Genomic DNA, 24699 nt, shown 5'->3' with positions numbered 1-24699 from the left:
CTATGGGAGGTCTTGGAGCAATTGGAGTACCTGGACTAATTATTATTTTAGTCATTGTTTTAATTGTGTTTGGCCCAAAAAAACTGCCAGAAATTGGCGGAGCTGTTGGTAAAACGTTTGCAGAGTTTAAAAAGTCCACAAAGGGGCTTATGGATGATGATGATGATGAGCAAGCGAAAAAAACCGAAAAAAAATCTGATGCTTCGTAGGAGGTGTTCCTATGGATCCATATGAAGACAGAAAAAGAAAATATTTAAGTCCCCTCGATAAGAAAGAAGCTGAGCCTCTCACATCTGTGGAGGCTTTTGTTGAAACGCCAGCTGAAACAATTGAAAAGGCTATGGTGACGGATGAACCACTTTTTCCACTGGCTTCATTGCTTGAGCATATTACAGAATTACGCAAGCAAATTATTAAAGGGCTAGTGGTATTTATTCTATTTTTTATTGTGGTATTCTCTACAATTAATTTTTGGTTTCCTTATGTGACTCGAGGTCATTCACTTATTATTTTAGGCCCGTTAGAGGTAGTCAAGTTTTACATGACAATCTCTACCACACTTGCCTTTGGTCTTTCTATGCCATTTCTCGTTCACTTTTTATGGAGCTTCGTAAAGCCAGGTTTAAAGGAGGAAGAAAGTCGCTTTCTTGGACTCTATGCACCTGTCATGCTTGTACTCTTTTTAATGGGGATAGCCTTCGGTTATTTTATTGTTAATCCACTTAGTTACACATTCCTAGTGAACATAGGAGCTGCTAACTTTGATGTCATGGTGTCTGCAAGTGAATATATGCATTTTTTAGTTATGACCACAGTTCCTCTTGGACTGCTATTTGAGTTACCTATCGTCGCCCTATTTTTATCGTCCATTGGTGTACTCACAGCTGAATCTATGAAAAAAATCCGCGGCTGGTCTTATATTGCGATGGGCGTTGGTTCGGCAGTCATTACACCACCTGATTTTATCAGTCAGCTCCTTGTACTAATTCCGATGATTATTTTATACGAAATAAGTATTTATCTTGTGAAGCGTATTGAACGAAAACAGATAGAAAGCACTGCGTAGCAAAGACGCAGTGCTTTATTTTTTCTTTAATTCCATTACGACAATTTCTGGCAGATTAAAAATTCGAAAAGGTACAGAACTATTCCCTAATCCCCGGCTAACGACCATAGTTGTAGAATTTTCTTCATATACGCCTGCCGTATATTTTGGGAATAATCCCTGGCCCCTAGCGAAGATACCGCCAATACCTGGAATACGAACCTGTCCACCGTGAGCATGCCCTGCAAACACTAAGTCAATTCCATAATTTACATACGTTTTAAACACTTCTGGTCGATGTGCTAGTAAAATGGTTAGAACATCTGGTTGTACATGTTTTCCTACCATCTCTAGCATGTCTTCTGTTGTTCTACCCATTAACGGATCTTCTATCCCAATAATCGCTAAGCGCTCCCCGTCGCGCTCAATAAATGTCGATTCATTAGCTAACACATGTACACCTAACGATGAAAGCACCTCATAAATTTCTCTTACCTTATTAGTTGCTACTTCATGGTTTCCAAGTACATAGTAGACATCCGCAAGTCCCACTAATCCCCTAACAGCCTGCAAGCTTCGCTCCAAGTCATAGCGATTACTATCAATTAAATCACCTGTAATAAAAATAAGGTCAGGATTTGTTGTCTTCACCTTTGCTATGAGTTTCTCTTGTTGTTCACCAAAAAGAGCATCCTGTAGGTCTGTTATTTGGGTAATGCGTAGCCCATCGAAGCCAGCAGGCACTTTTTCCGACTCGAATACATGCTTGCTGACAACCAGCCAGTGATTGTTTACGTACAAAAAAATGACTATAAAAACAAAAAAGAAAACTACATATAATAATTTTTTCAATCGCAATCGCTCACCCTGTGGCTACTTATTCAGAATAATTCTGACTCTCCTATTATAAGCAAAAAACAAAGTACATGCACTTAGAATACTCAAATTGTCTATCTCAAATTCATTTTGCCTATATTTATTTCCTAACTTTTCACATGATATACTATGAACAGGTTATTATATATGCTAATTAAGCAGATAAAGGAACAATGATATAGATGAAAATACCCACTGACTTTGGATGAAAAAGGGTGAAATTATGTTAAAGGCTGTCATTGTAGACGATGAAATTTTGGCAATCCATTTGTTAGAGGCAATGCTAATGGAAAGCAATTCGGTTGATGTTATCGGAAAGTTTCTAAATCCCTTAGATGCCTATACAAACATTTTGAAGCTGAAGCCAGATATTCTATTTTTAGATATTGAAATGGCAGAAATGAGTGGGATTGAATTTGCCAGTAAAATAGAAGAACCAGCGCATTTGATGGATATTGTTTTTGTAACTGCCTATGAGCATTATGCTTTAGAGGCATTCAATGTCCAAGCAGTTGATTATATATTAAAGCCTATAGATAAAGAGCGGTTAATCAAAACCATTGATAGAATCCGTCAGCGAAGGGGTAAGCTTGGTTTTTCAGCAAATACTCTACTAGATGAAGATATTAAAATCATTGGCTCTTTTCACTTTCATGTTCATTCTGGCAGGGTTTATATCGTTAATACTTCATTAGCATTATCTACGAAGGAGTTTCAGATCCTATTCTTTTTAGCACAACGGCCAGGACAAATATTCCATCCCTCTGAACTGTACAAACTTATTTGGGCGGAAGATAGTATTGGACAAACAAAGGCGTTAAAGGTTCATATTAGTAATTTACGAAAAAAATTAGAATCTGCATCAGGACATCAAGCAAAAATTGTAACGGTAAGAGGTTATGGATATCAGTTACTCTTTGAATAATAATGATGAAAAAGCACGCCAATCTATTAAATATTGGCGTGCCCCTATTTAATATGCTATTTTTTTGCAGCTTCTTGAATTTCGTAAAATGCCCAATGCTTGGTAGGGACATCAGTAAATAATGGTGTTTGTGCTTCTGTCGTAACCTGACGTTCAAACAGTCGGTTTAATACCTTCACCGCCTGTGCACGGGTTAAGAAGCTATCCGGGTTGAAAGTGTCATTCGTAACACCTGTCATAATCCCTGATACATTTACAGTATCAATTGCTTTAGCCGCCCAATGATTAGCACTAACATCTTTGAATACTGTGCTTTGTGAAGCTGGTGTACAGAAAGTTGCATTTAAATTTTCAGCACAATGCTGCTCTATCCACCGAGCAGCTACTGTTGCCATTTGTGCACGAGTAATTGAGCCGTTTGGATTAAAACTAGTAGCTGTTACACCTTTAAATAATCCCGCTCCTTTGACAAACTCTATAGCATTTTTTGCATCATGTTGCAATGTATCTGTATATGTTACCTCTGCCTGTGGAACCGCATTTCCCGTTAAATGACGGGCAAACATACTCGCCATTTGAGCTCGAGTAACTGGAGCATTCGGGCGGAATGTGCCATCAGAATAGCCATTGATATAAGGTGTATATATGGCATGAACAGGAGCTGGTTCCTCCACTTTTTCCTTCCCTGGTAAATAAAGAATAGAGAAGGTCGAGAATTTATGAACCTCAAACTGCAAGCCAAGCACATCTTTTTGATAATCTACAATTTTCCCACGCAAGACTTCTTTTGTACCATCACTATGCTCAATATAGATAGCAAGATGATCAAGCTGTTCCTGTGTTAAATCTGTAGGTAGAGGTAAGGTTAAAGTGACAGCACGGCTTTGCATATTTGTTTCAATGGTCATTGGACGACCAAGCAACTCAACAACTGTACTTTCTACCAATTGCTGCACCACTGTTTCCCTTTTCGCTTGTTCTTTGATCTGCAGTTGTTTATCCTGCCCTTTTATAGGAACAAGTCGGAAATAGAGATCATCTTTAAACATTTCCAATGATGTTTTAGGCACTTCAATTCTAATGTTATCTGTGACAATTTCAAGATGGACTGCACCAGTTTGTAGTAGTGTCACCACATTTTTGGGTATGGACACATTGATCTGATTTACTTGATCCTGCTGGTCTGGAATGATAATCCGTGCTTTATCATTTCCCTGTTCCTTTAATTTCCTAATCGTCTCTGTTGCACTCTCTGTTGTTAATGTCACTTCATCCTTCATTGTGTTATCTACATTTTTTGTTCGTTTTATTGTTGTTTTAGAAACTAGGTCACCGTCACCAGACTCAACATCAACCACAATTTCCTCTACATTGGTTGAAGGTGTTGATGAATCTGATTCAGGATTTGGTGACGGATCAGTATTGCCACCACCTGTATTGCTACTAATCCATTTAGCATAAATCCTTGTGTTCGCTGTAATCGTATTATTAAAATTATATGGCGTTGTGTAAGCACTACTTGTATACCAGCCATCAAATGTATAACCAGCTTTCGTCGGTGCTGGCGTCGGCTGACTTGCTTTTCCGCCATGTGCTACTGACTGATTAGATACAGCGCTTCCTCCTGCTACATCAAAGCTCACTGTATGCCTCACAGTCACAGGGTTCCATTTTGCATACACCATCGTGTTCGTTGTTATTACACTATTAAAATCATATAACATTGTGTAAGCATTACTTGTATACCAGCCATCAAATGTATTGCCAGCTTTTGTTGGCACTGGCGTCGGCTGACTTGCTTTTTCCCCATGATTTATTGTTTGATTCGATACGGTACTTCCCCCAGCTACATCAAAGCTCACTGTATATTGATTAACTGCCCAGCGTGCAAAAAGTGTGATATTCTCGGTTGCTATTTTAAAGGTATCATTTGGTAGATAAAAAGTACCTGTACCATCCGCCTTTGAATTCCAGCCTATAAAAGAGTGTCCTGTTTTAACTAGATACCCATCATTAGCAGCTACAGTAACATTGTCGTTTTGGCTATATGTTGCATTATCTTGTGGTACAGTTCCGCCTGTATTACCGTTACCATCGTATAAAACAGTATAAGTTAAAGGTGAAATGATTTTAGCTGCTGATGATACTCCTTGATCCCCATCTAAAATTAATAGTCCATCACCTTTTGGCTGTACAGTAAAGGTATAGCTTCCTATACCATTTGTTTGGAATGCGGAAGTAAAATCAACACCTTCATGGACTTTTCCGGCTAATACATTTGTTGCTGCTCCAACTGCTGTCCCTCCCTTATACAGAAGCACATCATAGCTCTCCGCATTAGGAATGCTCTGCCATTTCGCAATATTTCCATTCCAGGCTAAACCATTTGTAATGCTTGCCAGTTTAACAATCGTCTGTGTATTAGAGGAGTTTGAAGAAATTCCATCTGAATATGCAATTCCGTCTCCCTTTGCTGTAACCGTAACTGAATATTCACCCGCTCCAGCCGTACGCATTGCTGCTAAGAAATTATGAGATGTTGTATTGGCTATTACATTGATGACATCACCGATTGGTGACCCATCTTTAAAGAGCTGTACATTATATGAGGATTCATCACCTATATCTGACCATGTCGCCATACCGACAGCGCTTAAGTTAACATTGTTCACTTTTTCAAGTGAAGGCAATGCTCTTATCACAGTAAGAGTATATTCTTTTGATACTACTCCATTTTCAGCAGTCACTATAATAGTAATAGTGTTACTACCTACATTTAGAGAAACTGTTTTCAATTGCCCATTTGCGATGGAGGCACCATTTAATGTAAGAGTTGCGTTATTATCTGCTGTTGGCGTTAAATCAATAGTTGCAACATTATGAGCTACATTGACTTGATACTCTAGTATACTATTTGTAAAATCCGGGTCTAAACTACCAGAAGAAATAAGTAAATTGTTTAAATAGGCATTATCACTTGGAAGTAAAGTTGTAAAACGCCATATATTATTAGCTGTTATACCTGCTATACCTTGATTGGCTGTATCAACGAAGGCCCCATCATCCATCAATCCATAATAAGTTGTTGCTTTTGTTAAATTATTGATTAATTGAATTGACACGATACTTCCATTCACTGTCACATTTGCTGCAGTGGCTTCTATCGTTTCTATTAGATTATTATCTTGATCATAGATACGAAGATGTTTTCCCGCAATACCACTCACACTCTTGCTAAATGTTAGCGTTAGCGTAGGATTAATAGAAATAGTTGTCGCATTGTTAATTGGCACTGTTGATACCAGTGTGGGAATCGGAACTTCAATGATATCTGTCACCGAAATAGTAAATATTTTTTCAAAAGATAGGCCGCCTTGATCTGTCACCCTAATCCTTACACTGTAGCTATTTTTTATTTCATAATCAAATGGACTATTCGTTTGTAGTTTATCCCCAGCTATGCTAAAGCTACTATTATCTGTTGAGCCCGCTCCACCTACTAAATTATACGTAAAAGAGGAACCTGCATCAGGGTCAGCGGCACTTAATGTTCCGACCTTGGTTCCTGATGGTTGATTTTCTTCTACTGATGTCGGGCTTAACGAAATATCTGTTGGGGCTTCATTGACATCTGTAATGGAAATAGTAAATGCTTTTTCAAAAGTCAATCCTCCATTATCCGTTACCCGAATTCGAACACTGTAACTGCTTTTTATTTCATAATCAAAGGAACTATTTGTTTGTAGCTCATCCCCTACTATGCTAAAGCTACTATTATCTGTTGAACCCACTCCACCTACTAAATTATACGTAAAAGATGAACCTGCATCAGGATCAGCGGCACTTATTGTTCCGACTTTGGTTCCAAATGGTTGATTTTCTTCTACTGAAGTTGAGCTTAATGAAATTTCTGTTGGGGCTTCATTGACATCTGTAATATTTATAGTGAATGCTTTTTCATATAAATTATTTGCGCTATCAGATACTTGAACCCGCACACTGTAGCTATTCTTCGTTTCATAATCAAACATCCCTGCGGTTTTTAGCTGATTTCCATCAATGATAAAGCTACTGTTATCTGTAGCTCCTGTACCAGCCACTAAACTGTAAATAAACGGTTCTCCAACATTAGGATCAGTTGTGCTAAATGTACCAACAACGGTTCCGACAGACTCATTTTCCGCTACTGTCAGCTTGCTTAGCGTAATATCTGTTGGACTCTCATTTAATTCAGTCACTGAAACGGTAAATATTTTTTCAAATGTTAATCCACCATTATCCGTTACCTGAATTCGAACACTGTAGCTGTTCTTTGTTTGATAATCAAACGAACTATTTGTTCGTAGTTCATTCCCTACTATGCTAAAGCTACTATTATCTGTTGAGCCCTCTCCACCTACTAAACTATACGTAAAAGAGGAACCTGCATCAGGATCAGCGGCACTTAATGTTCCGACCTTGGTTCCTGTTGGTTGATTTTCTTCTACTGAAGTCGGGCTTAATGTTATGTCGGTAGGTGCACTATTTTGCGCATCACCATAAGTAATTTTTAAAGAAGGTGCCAATGGTGCCACTTCAGGATCCATCGAGCTACTAAATTTAACTACAGTCATCTCATTTGAATCACTCGTTAATATAAATGTTACATTATTTCCAATAATTGCTGATGAATTTGTTACTAAATCTGTCACATCAATCAATTTTTCATAAACTTGTTCACCGTCACCTTGAGCTACAGCTTCATTTTTTGCAGGAATTCCCTGAATAAAATCGGGAAATTTGTTTCCTGGAGAAGCACTATCCCAATCATCATCATTACCTATTCTAACTTCTAGATTAGAAAAAGGTTTATTATCTTGATTTATTCCAGCTAAAGCAAGCTGAGCTGAAAGGATAGGTTGAGATGTATCAATACTAAATTTCAGGGCAACAAAATCTTTATTACTATTGATAGTTGCAACATTCATCATATAAGGGTCATTATATTTCGTAAGAATTTGACCGTTAGAATCCTTTTGGACATTCATCTGATCCACGGGAGATAACTGTACTGGAGAACCAGCACTTGCAGGTTGTATTCCTAAGGTTGAGAAAACCATTGCAGAAATGGTTATAATTATTAATATTTTATATACTGTTGTTTTTATAAAAGAAGCTAAATCCATTCTCACTCCCCCTTCTTATGGTTTCTGAGGAAATACTCCCTCTAAACAAATAATAAAGTTCATTGCGACAAAAGGCTGCATATTATTATGTGGCTGATTACCACCTTGTGGCTTTACTATATCTACTTTCATTGCGACTGGATTTTTTACATTAACATATGGTTTTGCCGAAATCGCTAATTCACTTCCCCAAATGGCATTAGTGGGGTTGTTGATACCACCTGCTACTACAGATGAACCCTGTACTCTATGTTTATGAATAGGCATTTGCGTTTCATTAAGTGTTACTGTACTTGTTCCTATTGGTTGCGCAAATGGCCTTGTTGTTAAACCAGGGCCATCTCCATAGTGCATGGGAGCACGCCCCCTTAAATCAGGTAACTGAAATGTTGTCTTACCATCGCCACCATAAGTTATTCCGATAATGGAAAATAAAGCATTATATTGAGCAATAGACAATAGTCTGCCATCACATAATGCCCAGTCCCTCGGAGCATAGTTTCCTGCAAAAATTCTAATTTCACCTAAATACGGATCTGCCATTCCCTGATTCCCCCTTATCCTCTACTTGGAAAAATACCCACTTTTGCGATACAAAAAGATACGCTTAAATAGGGCTGCATATTATTATGTGCTTTATTCTGTCCTGTAATTGATAAAGCAGCTTCATTCATAGCTGTATTATCCTTTTTAGCATAAATATTCTTTCCGTTAACTGCACCCCATGTATTGTTTTTTGGTGAAGGCTTATCTGTTGTTGATGAGTCTGCTGTTATTTGATGGGTATGAGAGGGTATCTCATTAATCGTCAATGTATGTGCTTCCTCTCCTCCTACCGTTCCGTAAGCAATCTGATTACCTTGATGTAATGGTACTCTTCCTTGTAAATTTGGAAGCGCAAAGGTTGTCTTCCCATCCCCGCCATACGTACACCCTAATAATGAATAAAGCGCAACATTTCCAGTTATCGGCAACAATTGACCATTACAAGGGAGCCACCCATTTGGTATTTTATCGAAACTAAAAAGACGTATTTCTCCTAAAAATGGCTCTGCCATTATACTCACTCCTTTTTATTGAAAATCCGGATAAAGACCCTGCTTTGCAATAATAAAATTAATGACTAATGATGGCATGATGTTACTATGAGAGTAAATCCCACCTACATTAGAAACTAACTCGTTGTTCATTTGTACAATATTACTGGAAACATTCGTTTGATAATTTGTGAGGGTTGATATACCCCATGTATTATTAGCTGGCGAATTCTCTGTTGCTTCAGTTGTTATATTATTGGCATAAACACCATGAGTATGTGCAGGTAAATTTTCCTCCGTTAACGTAACTGTCTCCACTCCACCTTTACTTGCCCATGGATACTGAGAACTATTATGAATCGGTAATCTTCCACGTAAATCAGGTAAAGCAAAATTCGTTGTACCATCTCCCCCGTATTTGACACCTATTAATGAAAAAAGTGCCTCATTACCTTTAATAGTCAGTAATTGACCATTGCATAATTCCCACCCTACTGGAGCATATTTACCGCTAAACATACGAATTTCGCCTATATATTGATCTGACATTATGCACACCCTCCCTTATTGTAATTTTAATGAATACTATTAAAATGCATTAGCAACACTCGCTAACACATCCTTATTCGCATCTTGAATAGACATCGACTGTTTGGATTTCCGTATCTAAAACCTTCGCTATCTCAGATGGTGTATGTTTCGTAAAGAACAGACACATTGCCTTGATCTTTTTGCTTGTTCTATAGAAAATTATAGATGCTATAAAATTCCATTAATTAGAATTTGTCCTCTATGAAATCATATTCCAGCAAAATAGTAGTGACTTTTTGCAGGGATAGCTTGATGTTGTAAACGGTGGCATCTCTTTATAGGCTAGTCACAATTCTCTAATACTTTTTTTGTTAAGTGTTCACTACATTTATAAGTAGCTGTATGTACTATACCTATTAAAGATTTTTGTAAATCTTATTGTAGTATCTTAGTTCTTCGAAATATTTTTCTTTTAATTGGTGAAAAATTCAATCTCATGCTTATTTATTGCCATCTCATTTTTAAATACATTTCATCAGTTGACACTACTTGAAATCCTAGTCTTTCATATAGATTTCTTGCAGGGTTTGTCTGAAAAACTTGCAATATCACTGGTTTATTTTCTTCTTTTGCCGTCTGCTGAAGTTTTGTAATTAGATATGTTCCTAATCCATTACCTTGGAAACTTGGCAAAATAGAGATATCAATAAGATGAAGATGTTGTGGTAAGTTTTCTGTTAACAACCTACCTGCATATTTATCATCTGAAAGAATAATACAGTGGCTTGCCTCAGGAAATTGTTGCTTATATGAGACCTGCTGTGCGTACCACTGCATTTCTAAAAAATGCTGTGTTTGTTCAGCAGACCATCCCCATAAATCTATCTCTTTTCGTCTAGTAGAAACATAGACTTCGTAGAGGAATGAATCATCATCTTTCGTAATAGGTTTAAGCTCTACTCTCATCTCGACTAAAAATCCTTAGTGGTTACAATGATAGATCGCACAAAGTTATGACCCTTTTCCGGTAGGTCTTCCCAGCTATCTATATGGAATTGATGATCGGCTAAGCATTCAGCTCTATTTTTACTTTTTTGGGGGATATCTAATGATAGCGAGATAGTGCCATAGGATTTTTCACCTGATGGTACCTTATCTCGCCAAGAGCACGAACATTCATAGCCATTTGGTCCAGTTGAAGCCTTAATACCTAATGCTTGAATAGTTGTATTAGGCGGAACATTAAGAGGCTCCTGCCCCTCAATATCCTCTGTATTCCAAATACCCCAAGTTCGCTGCTTATGAAAAACTTCTAATTCACGATCTGTTGCATTTGTAATCATTAACGAAAAAGTCCAAGTTGCCATTTTAACACTCTCCTCCTGTGGTTACTTTTTTCTTAGCATTGTCCATAACATCGTATTCATGTGTACGGTTCAAAATTGCGTAATCCCATTCGGATGCTCCGATTAATGTCGTCACATTATTTTTATCAGTTCGATATAAAAGAATCATTTTACTAAAAATCCAAGGTACAACATCCATATCTTTATCACTTGGTGCTTCAAATTCTCTTTCAATTGATTTTCTCTCTGTTTGCTGTTGCTCTTTTGTCACAGAATTTAGTATATTAAACTTCGCCCTTATTTCCGTCTGTAATTCCTGTGATACACTTGCCTTCACTATTTTCTCTTCAGAAACTGAAGCATTTTCCGTAAATTTCAATGCGGTCTCAATCGTGCTAACCTTTTCTACTACTCTCTTACTTGTAGTCGATATAAAACGTTCATCTTTTACTTTTATTTTCCCTCGTTTAGTGACCGTCTCAATTTTTGTAGCATCTGCTCTTAAGCAATTAACCTCTACAGAAAAATAATCATTCACTTCACGCTTCTTCAAATAAAGGCTATCAAAATCTAAATCATTGACCCCATCCCAAAGTTTTTTTGAAATTTTAAATGTAGACGTTTTAAATATTGCATTCTTTTCAAAGTGAACCCCGCTAGGAATATACTGATTTAGATCAATAGTTTCTACATTCTCAACAACTTTCAATGTTTCTATTTTGGACCAATCAGTATATAAACTATTAGGTACTTCCTTTTTTCTTATCGTGTCCATCTTATTCGAAATACGTATATCCCGAACAAAGTTATGTCCATCATGAGTAATACCCTTCCATTCATTTACCTCAAAATATCCATTTGCTCTGCAAGTTGCTTCATTGGGATTATTATATGGCACATTAACATAGAGGCTTACTACCCCATATGGTTCCAGCATTTTCTCTTCCTGATTCTTGTTATTATCCTTCCATGAACATGAAAATTCGTAGCCGTTTGGACCAAAAGCAGATTTGACCCCTACAGCCTGTATTGTTTCTCCTGCTTTAATTGATTGGGGTCCTTTATCCTCTTCACCATTTGTATTCCAGTATCCCCAGTGCAATTGTGATTCCACCAACTCTAAATCTCGATCCGTGTCATTTGTAACATTTAAACTAAATGTCCAAGCCATAATTTAGTACCTCCGATTTATATGTTTTAATATTCAGAAATTAAATACCCTGTTTATATGAAATATTTAATTCTTACTACCTAATAAAAAATCTAAAGGTTGCATTTTTTTGGTGACTTTTAACTTTTTTTTTATTATATTATAGGTCAATAGATTCCACTACGAATTCATTCCATTTTTTAGGTTAATTTTTCTTAACCTTTTGCTATGAATTATTGAAAGTTAGGAGCTAGATATGAAAAAAATTATCGCTATAGCTACTGGCTTCTTTCTAATAATTTTCCTTTTTATCCCTACTATTACATTAAGCGAAGAAAAAACTACCCTTTCTGCACAGCAAGGTATTTATTTACTACAGGAAATGGAGCTGCAAGATAAAAAATTTTATTTACGAGGACAATGGGAGTTTTATTGGCAGGAGCTGCTTCAGCCTGAGGATTTTCAGCATTCAAAGTTAAAAGTAAAACCTCAATACATAGAAGTACCAGGTACATGGGCGAAGACTGCTTATACTGGTATAGCTTTGTCAAATCATGGGTATGGAACATATCGATTGCATATTCAGTTAGATGAAAAAGAGAAGGACCATTTATTTTCACTCTATCTACCATCCGTCGCCTCTGCCTTTCAGCTTTGGGTAAATGGTAAACCTATAGCAAGAAATGGTAAGGTGGGCATAGACCGTCAAAGCATGAAACCAAGATCATTTTCGCAGGTAGTTACTTTTCAGCCTGAATCTAAAGATATAGAATTAGTCATGCAAGTATCAAATTTCTCTCAACGTAAGGGGGGAATGTGGTCTCCTATCATTTTTGGCTACGAACATGTTATTAAGGAGCATCGGGAATTCACTATTATACGAGATATCATCATTGCAAGCTCTGTCCTTGCACTAAGCTTTTATTATATTTCCTTATATTTATTTAGGGTTACTTCTCAGTTGCCAATTTTTCTAGGCATCTTTTGTTTATTAGTCTCTTTACGAGTATTGCTGGTTGGTAATATTCTCTTAATGCAATTATTTCCCTTATTTCCCTGGGAATTAAGTGTGAAAATTGAGTATCTAACTTTTTATATTGGATTTATGGTTGTATTTTTATTTTTAGCACATACCTTCCCTCACGAAATTAATAAAAAGATAGTAAAAATGACACTGTCTGTCTGTATAATTTTCAGTCTGACAACCTTATTTCCCGCTATTATTTTCACTCAATTTTTATCTACTTTTCAAATTTGGATAGGCTTCATGCTTTTATATTTGCTATATATTGTATCTCTCGCAGCTTTGCGTAAACGTGAAGGCTCTTACCTAAATTTCTTTACAATAGTTGTCTTAATGATTGCAATCATCAATGATTTATTTTTACATAATAGCTGGTTAGAAACCATTGATTTAACGCCCATTGCGGCTGCCCTTTTTCTATTTATTCAAACATTGGTAGTGGCGCAGAAGAGTTCTGAGGCATTTAAAAGAGCTGAATCCTTATCTGTGGAGTTACTAAAAATAAACGCCTCCCTTGAGCAAAAAGTGGCGGAGCGTACAAAGGATTTGCAGGAGAAAAATAGTCAGCTCTTGCACATTGAAACATCCAGAAAATCATTTTATTCATCTGTTGCACATGAAATAGGAACACCTATGCAAATCATGCAGGGCTATATTCAAATTATGCAGTCTAAAGTTGAATCTGAGGAATTACAGGAGTATTTAACTATCATTTATGAGAAATCCAAGTTTTTCCATCACTTAACTAAAGATCTTCAAGATTTAGCAAAAATGGATGAAGGGCAATTTGAATATACATTTGAGCATATAAATGTCCATTTTTTCTTAGAATACATAGTTAAACAACTGAAGCATTACATTGAAAATGAAGGTCTTCATTTTCAGCATTCAGCCTTACACACAATAGAGGGAGTTTCCATTTATGCCTGGTTAGATGTTACACGAATGGAGCAGGTATTTCTAAATTTAATTCAAAATTCCATTAAATTTACCCCTACGGATGGAACCATTGAAATTGATGTAGATTGTACACCCATCGTAAGAGATACGCTGCAAGGTTCTTTGTCGATTAGAGTTACAGATAACGGTCAAGGTATAGATGCTGAGTTATTACCTCATGTTTTTAAGCGCTTCATGAAAGGAAATGCCCCTAATAAGGCTCAAAAAGGATCTGGTCTGGGATTAGCCATTAGTAAGGAAATTATTCATAAGCATCAAGGAAACATCTATGTTGAAAGCGAGCTTGGTAAAGGCAGTACCTTCACAATAGTCATACCTGTAAACTTTGTAAAGGAGGATATACATGGCTAAAAAAATTATTATTGTCGAAGATGATGTAGATATTCAAAACCTTCTTAGTGTTGCATTAAAAAATGCTAATTTTTTGCCATACATATTTTCAAATGGTGAAGATGTCTTACAGCAATTTAATATTGTACAACCTGATCTTGTTCTATTGGATGCACAACTGCCTGGGATTGACGGCTTTGAGGTGTGTGCAGAAATTCGTAAATTTTCAAATGTCCCTATTATTTTTGTGAGCTGTTTAGCAGACGGCTCAGATATAATACGGGGGCTAGAGCTGGGAGGAGATGATTATGTCACAAAGCCATTTGATTTATTTGAATTAATTGCACGTATACATTCAAACATAAGAAGATCGCCTGTGTATGTCAATGAGACTATAAACCACAAACATGTAGACTCCGAGACCCTATCCATTGAAAACTTTCGCTTTCATGTTCACTCTGGGAAAGTGAATATTAATGATACTGTACTCATGTTGCCCACTAAGGAATTTCAAATTTTATTTTTTTTAGCGCAGCATCCTGAGCAAATTTTTCATCCATCTGAGCTTTATAGATTGATTTGGGGAGAGGATAGTATCGGACAAACCCAAGCAATAAAGGTTCATATCAGTAATCTCAGAAAAAAATTAGAGTCTATTTCTGGGCATCATGCCAAAATTTTAAATATACGAGGCTTTGGTTATCAGCTATTATTTCATCAAAATGACCATGTATAAATGATAAGAATCTGCTATATTTTAGCAGATTCTTTTGTTAGTCCACATTAGTAATCTAATTGGAATCGAGAGAAGATCTTCCACACTAGCTCATTTCGATTCGAGACATTTACTTTTTGAAAAATAACCTTCAAATGATCCTGTACAGTATAAATTGAAATACCAAGATTATAGGCAATCTCTTTTGTTGGAATCCCTTTAATAATTTCAAACACCACTTCCTTTTCCCTTGGTGTAAGATTGTAAGCCGTTATTAAAAAATTTAGCATTTCTCTCGAAGAAGCCTCATTTATTAATAAAGCAATTTGCTGTTCTTGATGGCTTGTCAGCATAAATGATGCACGAATAGTAATATAGCCTGTATCCTTAATAGGCACTATTAAAGAAGTATTGGTATTGTAATTATCAGCAAGCAGCTTTGCACATATCGCCTGAATAGGCTTTGGTACTTGCCATTCCGATAGGCTTTCATACTTTCTTAAAATTGATAATAATTCGCAAGCCTTAGTATTACTAGAATGTATTTTTAGCTCTTTATCAAAGATAACAATGCCTTGTTCTCCCTCTACAGCTGGAAGCCGCTCCTCAATAATATAATGATGGAACTCCTTTAACATCTCCCCCATAATGGGCATCACAATTTTTATAAGTACTAGATCTTTATCTTGAAATAAAGGCTGCTCACTTTCAGCTCTTTTGAACAGTGTTAAAAAACCGTAGCATTGTCCTTGATAAGTTAAAGCAGCTCGTATTTCATCACTAAAACCATTGGGCGCTAACACTTCTCTATAGCGAGAACTTTGGCTTGTCGCATCGCTTAGCCTACCTATATATTGACCACTGCGAACTAAGAATTCATATTTATTTATATCCTCTGAAGCATACTCCAACTCCATAATCTCCTGATGAATAGCCTCTATAGAATGTTCCGTAACAGCACCTACCGAAAAAAGTGTATGTGCATCCGTTAATGTACAGCAATATGCATCAAAATTTATTTGTGTTCGTAGAGCTTCTATCATTAATTGGCGGTATTCAAATGAATTTTTGCTGCGCTTTAAGCATTGTTCAGATTTTCTTCGCCAGTATTGTGCACCCTTCATAAAAATCTACCTCCCCCCAGAAATATGGGATAGTTCTTTTTTTCTGAGACATTATAATTGAGAATAATTCTTAATTAAATTGTACAAAAGTTCAACAGAGAGGAGTACTATTTTTATTTCATATTTACAGAACAATCCTATGAAATACTGAATAATCTCGCAAAAGAGTGATTACTATCTATTACCCTAAGAATTTAGGAGGTATAAAATGACCAAACCAATACACAACTGGAATGACTCTTCTGTCTCTGCGTACCAACAATCCATTCGTCAAAAAATTATTGGCTACGACCTTATATATGACATGATGGCCAATATATTTCATAACTTTCCCACTACACATAAAGTTTTAGTAGTAGGAGCAGGTGGTGGGCAGGAGCTACTAACATTAGGTGAGTCATTTCCTTCTGCTCATTTCACGGCAGTTGATACATCTAAGGTAATGCTAGAGCTAGCTGCTAAACAAATTGATTCTCTTCCATATGCACTTAATATTGAGTGGATTGACAGAGATTTACTGACATTAAACGTAAAGGAACTGTTTGATGTAGCTACCTGTCATTTAGTCTTACATTTTATGAAGGATCTTGATCAAAAGAAAGCCCTGCTTCAAAAAATAGCAGATAGCCTGAAGGAGAATGGTGTGTTATTTATATCATCTATAAATGCTGATTTAACTTCCTCAATGTTCAAGCATCAGCTCCGCTTTTGGCGAAGCTCAATGCTCCATAATGATATTTCCGAAAATCATTGGCATCGTTTTGAACAATCGTTTAACAATACAACCCATCCAATTAAACTCGATTCGCTTATTGATTTGTTGAAGGATGTCGGCTTTACAACAATCATTCCCTATTATAAAACACATATGATTGATGCTTTAGTAGCTATTAAGGGAGAAGAGTTTAAATGAATAAAGAGAATATCTTAATTGTTGGAGGCTATGGTGAAGTCGGAGGGAAAATTGCAAAACTCCTGTTACGAAACTATCCGAATAGAGTATTAATTGCTGGTAGAAATATAGAAAAGGCTAAGCAATTTTGCGCTCGCTACAATCATCTTGCAACCCCTATACAGATGGATGTGTCAAAGACTGTACTTCCGCAGCAACTAGAAGGTGTTGCGCTTGTGATTATGTGTTTAGAGCAACAAGATACTGCATTTGCTCAGCTATGCTTGAGAGAGGGGATTATGTATATTGATATTACTGCCAGCTATGCCTTTCTTAAAAAATTAGAGGATCTTCATCCAATTGCTGTACAACATCATTCTACTATTGTATACAGTGTTGGAATGGCACCAGGATTAACGAATTTAATGGCGATGCATGCCGCACAGCAATTAACTACTGTTGACCAGCTTCATATTTCAATTTTACTTGGAGCTGGGGATACACATGGCACTGCGGCAATTTTATGGATTTTGGACCAGCTGAATAAGCCCTACCATAGTATGTATCAGCATAAAAAGCAGACCGTCAATAACTTTACAAATAGGAGAATTGTTCATTTTAAGGGTGTTGGAAAACGCAGTCTCTATCAATTTAATTTTTCAGATCAGCATACATTAACCAAGCATTTTTCAACTAGTCAAATTGTTACGAGAATGGGCTTTGATATAGAGTCGCTCAATCGATTCGTCTCGTTTTTACAAAAAAGCCGTCTATCCTATATGCTGAAGTTCGACAAAGCTCAACATCTATTGGCATCAGCTATGCAAAAAATAAAAATTGGTTCAGATGTATGTGGCATTAAGGTGGAGGCCCTTGGTAGGGATCAGTATGAGGAGAGAGCTGTAGCAATAACATTTTTGGAGCATGATGAATCAATGGTAACAGCTAAAATTGCAGCAACTATCGCTACTGAATTACTTGAACATCATCAACCAGCAGGAGCCTATCATATTGAGGAATTGTTTACCGTCGAAACGTTAAAGAAACATTTTTCGTTTTCCTCATTTATAGTAGAATAGAGGCTTATTTTCTTAATATAAAAATGCACGATGATTATTAGAAATTTATCTAACAATCACCGTGCTTTATGGTCTAATCCGCTTTAATCCATAGACTTATGATTTTTTGATATAGCTATTTTAACGATGCAGCATTAAAACTATAAAACTTTCTCTAAAAAATCCTTTGCACGCTGTGTTGATGGCGCTGTAAAGAATTGTTCTGGTGGAGCATCCTCAATTAGCTTCCCGCCATCGAGGAATAGTACACGATCTGCCACCTCACGAGCGAAGCCCATCTCATGAGTAACAATCAACATTGTCATGCCTGTATCTGCAAGGTTTTTCATAACTGCCAAAACCTCTTTAACCATTTCTGGATCAAGTGCAGAGGTAGGCTCATCAAATAAAATTACCTTTGGATCCATTGCAAGTGCACGAGCAATGGCAACACGTTGCTTTTGTCCACCAGACAAACGGTTAGGATACTCATGACGCTTCTCAAATAGACCGACCTTTGTCAGTAAATTCTCTGCATTTTTTATGGCAGCCGACTTGTCCACTCCTTTCACATTAATGGGTGCATATGTTAAATTTTCTAGTACTGTTTTATGAGGAAAAAGATGAAAATGCTGAAAAACCATGCCGACTTCTTCACGTATTTTCATAATATTTGTCCCTTTATCCGTTAAAATATCACCGGCAATAGTAATTTTTCCGCTCGTCGGCTCTTCTAATAGATTTAAGCAGCGAAGAAATGTTGATTTACCAGAGCCGGACGGTCCGATAATGGCAATAACCTCTTTTTCTTTGATTTCGGTTGAGATTCCTTTAAGTACCTCATTTTGCCCATATGATTTATGAAGCTCTTCAATTTTAATCACTTTTTCTCATTCCTTTCTCGATTCGTTTACCAAGGAACGTTAAGACAAGGGTCATGATGTAATAAATTACACCAGCAAAGAGTAATGGCTCAAGGTAGCGATATGTTGAACCCCCAACAATATAAGCACGACGCATAATATCTAATGCACTAATGACCGTTACTACTGCTGTTTCTTTATTTAATGTGATAAATTCATTGACTAAAGATGGTAAAATATTTTTTACTGCTTGTGGGATAATAATATCCTTCATCATTTTTGCATAGGGAATTCCCAATGCTTGTGCCGCTTCCATCTGACCTTTATCAACAGCATTAATACCAGCACGAATAATTTCTGAAATATAAGCACCTGAGTTTAAGCCGAAAGCCATAATGGCTGTTGGAATTGGTTCGATTTGAATATCTAATAACTGTGGTACTGCATAGTAAATAATTAATAATTGTAGGACAAGTGGTGTACCTCGGAAAATAGATGTATAAAAATCCGCAAACCAACGTAAAACATTCACTTTACCAATTTTACATAGTGCGAGTAGTATCCCTACGATAAAGCCGATGATTGAGGCACCGATTGCAATTTGAAGTGTAACACCTATTCCTTTTAGGATATAAGGAATAGAGGGAACGATAGCTGAAAAATCTAAATTCACAGCATCTCCCTCCTTTCTTGATTTCTGTTAAGAATATGAAAAGCACAAGCGATAGCCCAAAATAGGGCTACCGCAGTCCATTTATTTATTCAACTTTTTCTAACCATTTTTCTTCTAGCTCTTGAATTTTACCTTCATCAGCTAATTCCTTTAATGCTTTGTTAATTTTATCTTTTAGATCGCTTCCTTTTGGAACAGCGATTGCTTTGAAATCTTCTGGTTGCTCTTCAACAGGGAAAGCAGCTAATTTGTCATTTGTTTTAAGATAACCTTTGGCAACGCCGCCTTCTAAAATTCCAGCATCCAAACGTTTAGACATCATATCCTGGATGATTTCAGGAATTCGAGTACGACCTTCAACAGTTGCATCTACTTTTTTCGCAATATTATTCCCTAAATTTTCTTGGATAGAAGCTGTTTGTACACCAATTTTTTTGCCAGCTAAATCAGCCTCTTTTTTAATACCGCTATCCTTTTTCACGATAATTACTTGTTCCGTCTCATTGTATTTATCCGTGAAATCAACCACTTGCTCACGTTCTGGGTTTGGCGTCATGCCTGAAATAACTACATCAATTTTGCCTGCTTGTAATGCTGGTACCAGGCTGTTAAAATCCATATCCTGCACTTGCATGTCTACACCAATTTTTTCACCAACTAATTTGATTAAATCAATATCAAACCCGATAATTTCTTCACCTTTTGCAGCATCAACATACTCAAATGGTGCATAGTCAGCTGAAGTACCTACTTTTAATACTTGCTTTTGCTCAGTACCCACATCAGCATTTGAATTTGTACTATTATCTTTATTTTCTTTTGCGCCACATGCAGCTAGTACACCAATTACTAGAACGAGCATTAGCAAGAATGATTTATTCTTCATCATCATAGATCTCCTTTTAAGTTTATTTTATTGTGTATGAGAATGGATTTCTCGAAAATAGTCGAATGGATAATTATTCATTTAAGAGAATAAAAAATCTATCTGCTAATTAAGATATACTCTTTTGAAATAATAATCAAGCTAAAGTGAATAATTTTTAGCTAAATATTATAAACATAATTTTCAGATAAGTCAATTTATTTTTGTTTTCAACATTACTAAGGTTACCTTTACTATTTTCCGTTTTATCAACTTTTATCCCACTATTGCACAATTCCCATAAAAAACTTTTAGCATCATTCAATTTCATCCTAAAAATGTAAAAAAGCATGTAGGAGATCTATATCTCCCACATGCACTAAATAACCTGCTGATCTCTATTCTAGTTTAATCCAAACAAATTTTGCCGATTTCTAAAAAACTATCTATTATTACAGACAGCTTTCTTCTGATTATTGTGCTGCTGCTTGAACCTCATCAAATGCCCAGTGTTTTCTTGGAACATCTGTGAATAATGGCGCTTGATCTGTTGGTGTAACTGAACGTTCAAATAAAAGATTTAATACTTTTACTGCTTGTGCTCTTGTTAAATAGCCATCTGGATTGAACGTATCCTTAGTCGTACCCGTCATAATGCCATGTGCACTAACTACTGCAATCGCTTCGGCTGCCCAGTGGTTAGTTTTTACATCCTTAAATACTTTTGTCTGAGACTTGTTCACTTCCCCATTTTCTGCTAACCAACGTGCAACCACTGTAGCCATTTGTGCACGTGTGATAGAGCTATTCGGGCTAAATGTTGTTGCTGTTGTGCCTTTAAATAAGCCTGTTTCCTTTACAAATTCAATCGCATCCTTCGCATCATGTGTTGTTGTATCTGTAAATGTCGCTGTTGCTTCTGGAATTAAATTTCCTGTTAGATGACGCGCCAACATACTTGCCATTTGAGCACGTGTTACAAATGCCTCTGGACGGAATGTGCCATCTGGATAGCCCTTAATATATGGCTCAGACACAGGATCTTCTACTGTAACTTCTTCCTCCACCTTTACTTCCTCTTTTGGCTGCTCCTTTTTCACAGGTGCATATATAATTGAGAATGTAGAGAATTTTATTACTTCAAATTGGATACCTTTTGTTCCTTCCTTGAAATCTACTATTTTCCCACGTACTACCTCTATTGTGCCATCACTATGTTCGATATAGATTGCTAAATTCGCTAGCTGCTCCTGTGTGACATCCTTTGGTAACGGCAATGTCAACGTTACTGGTCGATTCTGCATATTAGTTTCAATCGTCATTGGTTGTCCGAGTAATGTGATTGCTGCACTGTTTGTTAGTTGTTGTACATTTACCTCTGTTTTAGCACGATCTTCTAATTGCTGCTTTGTTGCTTGTGATTTGACTGGCACTACTCGGAAATAAATATCTTTGTCGAAATTCGCTAAAGATGGTGCAGGAATATCCAGTTTCACTGTTTCCATATCAATTCCTAAGCCTGTTTGCCCCTCTGTTAATAATTGTGCCGCCTCTCTTGCAATACCTACCGTTGTTTCACTTACTTGCTGCTGTGCGTCTGGAATAACAATACGCGACTTTTTGTTTTCTTGACTCGCCAGTTTTTCAATTGACTCTCTTGCATTTGCAGGTGTAAAGTTCACTGTATCCTTTATCACACCACCACTATTGTCGCGCGTAATAACTGTTTGTACGAGCACAGCATTCGGATTACTCGCATTCACTACATCTACCTTAATTTGATTAGTTGAAGATGGTGTTGATGGCGTTGAATCTGGCACAGATGGCGATGTTACATTCGGTGTTGATGTAGCATCCCATTTTGCATAAAGTGTGATATTTCCTGTTACTTTATCAGTTTGGAAATTCCACGGTGTTTGCAATGCACTATCTTTATACCAACCTACAAATGTATAGCCTGATTTTACTGGTACAGTAGGTGCCGAGACCCCTTCTCCTTGTGTCACGGCTTTCGATGCTACATCACTGCCTCCATTTGAGTTAAATGTGACGATATATGCTGGGAAACCTACTGAATAAATTGTCATTGCCTGTGGTATAGTGCCATCCCATAGTACAGATGGCTGCATTGACTGGTCTGTGTACCAGCCTGTAAATGTTGGTATTACAGTTTGTTCACTAAAAGCTGATTCGTCTATACTATCCACAGCCCCCTTAAACTCAGCTATTTCTAAGTTATTACTTCGAAATGCTGAAATACCTATTGCTGTGATTGTTGATGGTATTGTGACACTTGTTAATTTATTTGAAGCAAAGGCTGGTCCGTCAATTTCCTGCACACCTTCTGGTATCTCTACACTTGTCAATTCATTTTCTGCAAAGACTGCCCCATTAATCTTTTTAAGTGTTGATGGAATCTTGACATTTGTTAATTTATTCATTAAAAATGCATTACTACCGATTTCTTCGATTCCTTCTGGGATATCTACATATGTTAATAGATTTTCCGAAAAGGCACTATAACCAATTTTCTTCATTGTGGAGGGAATGATTAAGTTGGTTAACTGATTCTCTGAAAAAGCAGATACTTTAATTTCTTGTATACCTTCTGAAATAGTTACATTTGTTAACCCTTTCTTCTTAAAAGCGCCAGCCCCTATAACTGTTACATTTTTACCATTAATTTCAAATGGTATTTCCAAATCTGTTGGCACTTGCCCTGTATAGCCTGTAACCGTTACTGTTCCATCACCATTGTCGGATGTAGTAAATGGACTCGCTGATAGCCACTTTGCATGCAGTGTTACAGGCTCTGTTACTGTATCAGTTGCAAAATTCCATGGCGTTTGGAAGTCCTCACGATACCAACCATCAAAAATATAACCACCCTTTGTTGGATCAGTTGGCTTCGTTACAAGTTCTCCATCCATAACATCTTCTTTTTCTACTGCACTACCCTCATATGTTTCAAAGGTTACTTCATGCGGTGTTTGTGGTGTAGAGTAAACTTTTAGGGCTGTTGTTACAGTTTGTTGATCCCATAGTGATTGGCCATTACCGTTTATAAACCACTGAGTAGTATTCAATTCACCATTTTGAAACTGAAATGCCATAAGATCAATTGTCACTTCCTGATTTGTTGGTTGTTTAAACTCTATTTTCTTTAATTTATTAAATGAAAATGCTGAACCGCCAATCGTTTTTATATTAGATGGGAAAATAATGCTTTCCAGCTCATTTATTAAAAATGCGCTTATGCCTATGTCTATAGGACTTCCTGATTCAAAAATAAGGTTTGTTAATTTATTCTGCGAAAAAGAACTCACGCCTATCTTTTCTACACTTGATGGAATCGTGATAGACTCAATTTGATTTAAAAAAAAGGCACTATCTCCAATTTCATTTAAATTAGAAGCTGGCTCAAATATTAATGATGTCAGTTGACTATTTTCAAAGGAATTGTTGCCTATCTTTTGAACGGAAGAAGGAATTGTGACACTCCCTAAAGCATTGTTTGCAAAAGTTGCCATCCCTATTTCCTCTAACTTTGAGGCTTGCTCAAACGTTAAGGACGTTAATTGAGTCATAAAAAAGGCATGGTTACCTATCCTTTTAACAGAAGCAGGGATTTGGACACTCCCTAATGTATTGTTCATAAAAGCTACTAATCCTATTTCCTCTAAGTGAGAGGCTGATTCAAATGTTAAGGACGTTATTTGATTATTTGCAAAGGCACCATCTCCTATCTTTTGAACAGAAGCAGGGATTTGGACACTCCCTAATGTATTGCTGCTAAAGGCTGACATCCCTATTTCCTTTAACTCAGAGGCTGGTTCAAAAGTTAAGGATGTTAATAGACGATTTGCAAAAGCACCCTCTTTTATTACTGTTACTTTTTTTTCAACACTACCATCCTGTAGCGTGCGTGGAATAACTAAGTTTCCATCTGGGATTAGTCCTGCATATCCAATAATAGTTAAACCATCTGGATTCGTTTCTGTTAGGAATCCACCATCAGCTTTAGGAGATAATACCCCTAGCTGTGACCAAATAAGTACCACAATGATGAAGACGCTACTCCATTTTTTTATCATCTATAAACCTCCTCTTTCATGTGTTG

At 36.7% G+C, this 24699-nt stretch carries 20 protein-coding genes; 7 read left to right on the top strand and 13 right to left on the bottom strand.

Annotated elements, in window-relative coordinates:
• Positions 1-2 precede the first annotated feature (2 nt).
• Together tatA and tatC are read left to right on the top strand one after the other, a co-directional pair.
• Complete coding sequence (gene tatA, locus AC1RNS_RS20380; RefSeq protein ID WP_492995326.1) at positions 3-209, top strand: twin-arginine translocase TatA/TatE family subunit; 207 nt, start codon at positions 3-5, stop codon at positions 207-209.
• An 11-nt stretch (positions 210-220) separates the two neighbouring features.
• The gene (gene tatC, locus AC1RNS_RS20375) at positions 221-1066 is read left to right on the top strand and encodes a twin-arginine translocase subunit TatC (RefSeq protein ID WP_492995325.1); all 846 of its coding nucleotides are present in this window, start codon (positions 221-223) and stop codon (positions 1064-1066) included.
• A 15-nt stretch (positions 1067-1081) separates the two neighbouring features.
• Here the strand turns inward: tatC and AC1RNS_RS20370 are convergent, their stop codons facing one another.
• A complete protein-coding gene (locus AC1RNS_RS20370; protein WP_492995324.1) occupies positions 1082-1897 on the bottom strand; it encodes a metallophosphoesterase in 816 nt (271 codons plus the stop codon).
• Positions 1898-2144: 247 nt separating this feature from the next.
• Between AC1RNS_RS20370 and AC1RNS_RS20365 the strand changes: the two genes are divergently transcribed.
• Entirely contained in the window at positions 2145-2846 is a 702-nt protein-coding gene (locus AC1RNS_RS20365; protein WP_492995323.1) for a winged helix-turn-helix domain-containing protein, read from the top strand.
• Positions 2847-2902: 56 nt separating this feature from the next.
• On the opposite strand, the gene AC1RNS_RS20360 is transcribed toward AC1RNS_RS20365, so the two are convergent.
• From AC1RNS_RS20360 to AC1RNS_RS20330, 7 genes are all read right to left on the bottom strand, one after another.
• Positions 2903-8011 carry a cadherin domain-containing protein gene (locus AC1RNS_RS20360; protein WP_492995322.1) on the bottom strand — a complete coding sequence of 1703 codons (5109 nt, stop codon included), beginning with the start codon at positions 8009-8011 and terminating at the stop codon, positions 2903-2905.
• Between the two features lie 15 nt (positions 8012-8026).
• Positions 8027-8554, bottom strand: a complete 528-nt coding sequence (locus AC1RNS_RS20355) for a phage tail protein (protein WP_492995320.1) — start codon at positions 8552-8554, stop codon at positions 8027-8029.
• Between the two features lie 14 nt (positions 8555-8568).
• The gene (locus AC1RNS_RS20350) at positions 8569-9069 is read right to left on the bottom strand and encodes a phage tail protein (RefSeq protein ID WP_492995318.1); all 501 of its coding nucleotides are present in this window, start codon (positions 9067-9069) and stop codon (positions 8569-8571) included.
• 15 nt (positions 9070-9084) lie between these two features.
• Positions 9085-9597: a phage tail protein gene (locus tag AC1RNS_RS20345; RefSeq protein WP_492995316.1), complete on the bottom strand. Its 513-nt coding sequence runs from the start codon at positions 9595-9597 to the stop codon at positions 9085-9087.
• Positions 9598-10083: 486 nt separating this feature from the next.
• Entirely contained in the window at positions 10084-10545 is a 462-nt protein-coding gene (locus tag AC1RNS_RS20340; protein WP_492995314.1) for a GNAT family N-acetyltransferase, read from the bottom strand.
• Between the two features lie 5 nt (positions 10546-10550).
• Entirely contained in the window at positions 10551-10946 is a 396-nt protein-coding gene (locus AC1RNS_RS20335; protein ID WP_492995313.1) for a hypothetical protein, read from the bottom strand.
• 1 nt (position 10947) lies between these two features.
• Positions 10948-12096 (bottom strand): hypothetical protein, encoded by a 1149-nt coding sequence (locus AC1RNS_RS20330; protein ID WP_492995311.1) that lies wholly within the window; start codon positions 12094-12096, stop codon positions 10948-10950.
• A gap of 235 nt (positions 12097-12331) precedes the next feature.
• On the opposite strand from AC1RNS_RS20330, the gene AC1RNS_RS20325 reads away from it, so the two are divergent.
• Together AC1RNS_RS20325 and AC1RNS_RS20320 are read left to right on the top strand one after the other, a co-directional pair.
• Positions 12332-14410: a sensor histidine kinase gene (locus AC1RNS_RS20325; protein WP_492995310.1), complete on the top strand. Its 2079-nt coding sequence runs from the start codon at positions 12332-12334 to the stop codon at positions 14408-14410.
• Positions 14403-15125, top strand: a complete 723-nt coding sequence (locus tag AC1RNS_RS20320; RefSeq protein WP_492995309.1) for a response regulator transcription factor — start codon at positions 14403-14405, stop codon at positions 15123-15125. The genes AC1RNS_RS20325 and AC1RNS_RS20320 overlap by 8 nt, the downstream gene beginning before the upstream one ends.
• 47 nt (positions 15126-15172) lie before the next feature.
• On the opposite strand, the gene AC1RNS_RS20315 is transcribed toward AC1RNS_RS20320, so the two are convergent.
• Positions 15173-16228 (bottom strand): helix-turn-helix transcriptional regulator, encoded by a 1056-nt coding sequence (locus AC1RNS_RS20315; RefSeq protein WP_492995307.1) that lies wholly within the window; start codon positions 16226-16228, stop codon positions 15173-15175.
• A gap of 208 nt (positions 16229-16436) precedes the next feature.
• Between AC1RNS_RS20315 and AC1RNS_RS20310 the strand changes: the two genes are divergently transcribed.
• Positions 16437-17141: a class I SAM-dependent methyltransferase gene (locus tag AC1RNS_RS20310; protein ID WP_492995306.1), complete on the top strand. Its 705-nt coding sequence runs from the start codon at positions 16437-16439 to the stop codon at positions 17139-17141.
• The gene (locus AC1RNS_RS20305) at positions 17138-18199 is read left to right on the top strand and encodes a saccharopine dehydrogenase family protein (protein WP_492995305.1); all 1062 of its coding nucleotides are present in this window, start codon (positions 17138-17140) and stop codon (positions 18197-18199) included. The genes AC1RNS_RS20310 and AC1RNS_RS20305 overlap by 4 nt, the downstream gene beginning before the upstream one ends.
• Before the next feature lie 140 nt (positions 18200-18339).
• Here AC1RNS_RS20305 and AC1RNS_RS20300 read toward each other — a convergent pair whose 3' ends face one another.
• The 4 genes from AC1RNS_RS20300 to AC1RNS_RS20285 all read right to left on the bottom strand — a co-directional run bounded on the left by AC1RNS_RS20300 (position 18340) and on the right by AC1RNS_RS20285 (position 24673).
• Positions 18340-19062 (bottom strand): amino acid ABC transporter ATP-binding protein, encoded by a 723-nt coding sequence (locus AC1RNS_RS20300; protein WP_492995304.1) that lies wholly within the window; start codon positions 19060-19062, stop codon positions 18340-18342.
• On the bottom strand, positions 19055-19714 hold the full coding sequence (locus tag AC1RNS_RS20295; protein ID WP_492995303.1) for an amino acid ABC transporter permease: 660 nt from the start codon (positions 19712-19714) through the stop codon (positions 19055-19057). The genes AC1RNS_RS20300 and AC1RNS_RS20295 overlap by 8 nt, the downstream gene beginning before the upstream one ends.
• 85 nt (positions 19715-19799) lie before the next feature.
• Positions 19800-20600 (bottom strand): transporter substrate-binding domain-containing protein, encoded by an 801-nt coding sequence (locus AC1RNS_RS20290; RefSeq protein WP_492995356.1) that lies wholly within the window; start codon positions 20598-20600, stop codon positions 19800-19802.
• A gap of 452 nt (positions 20601-21052) precedes the next feature.
• Entirely contained in the window at positions 21053-24673 is a 3621-nt protein-coding gene (locus AC1RNS_RS20285; protein ID WP_492995302.1) for a leucine-rich repeat protein, read from the bottom strand.
• Between the last annotated feature and the right edge of the window lie 26 nt (positions 24674-24699).

It is taken from the genome of Lysinibacillus sp. GW821-FHT14F06 (genome assembly GCF_058803665.1).
Note: the sequence above shows the minus strand (reverse complement) of the source record. Positions and strands in the feature narration are given on the sequence as shown.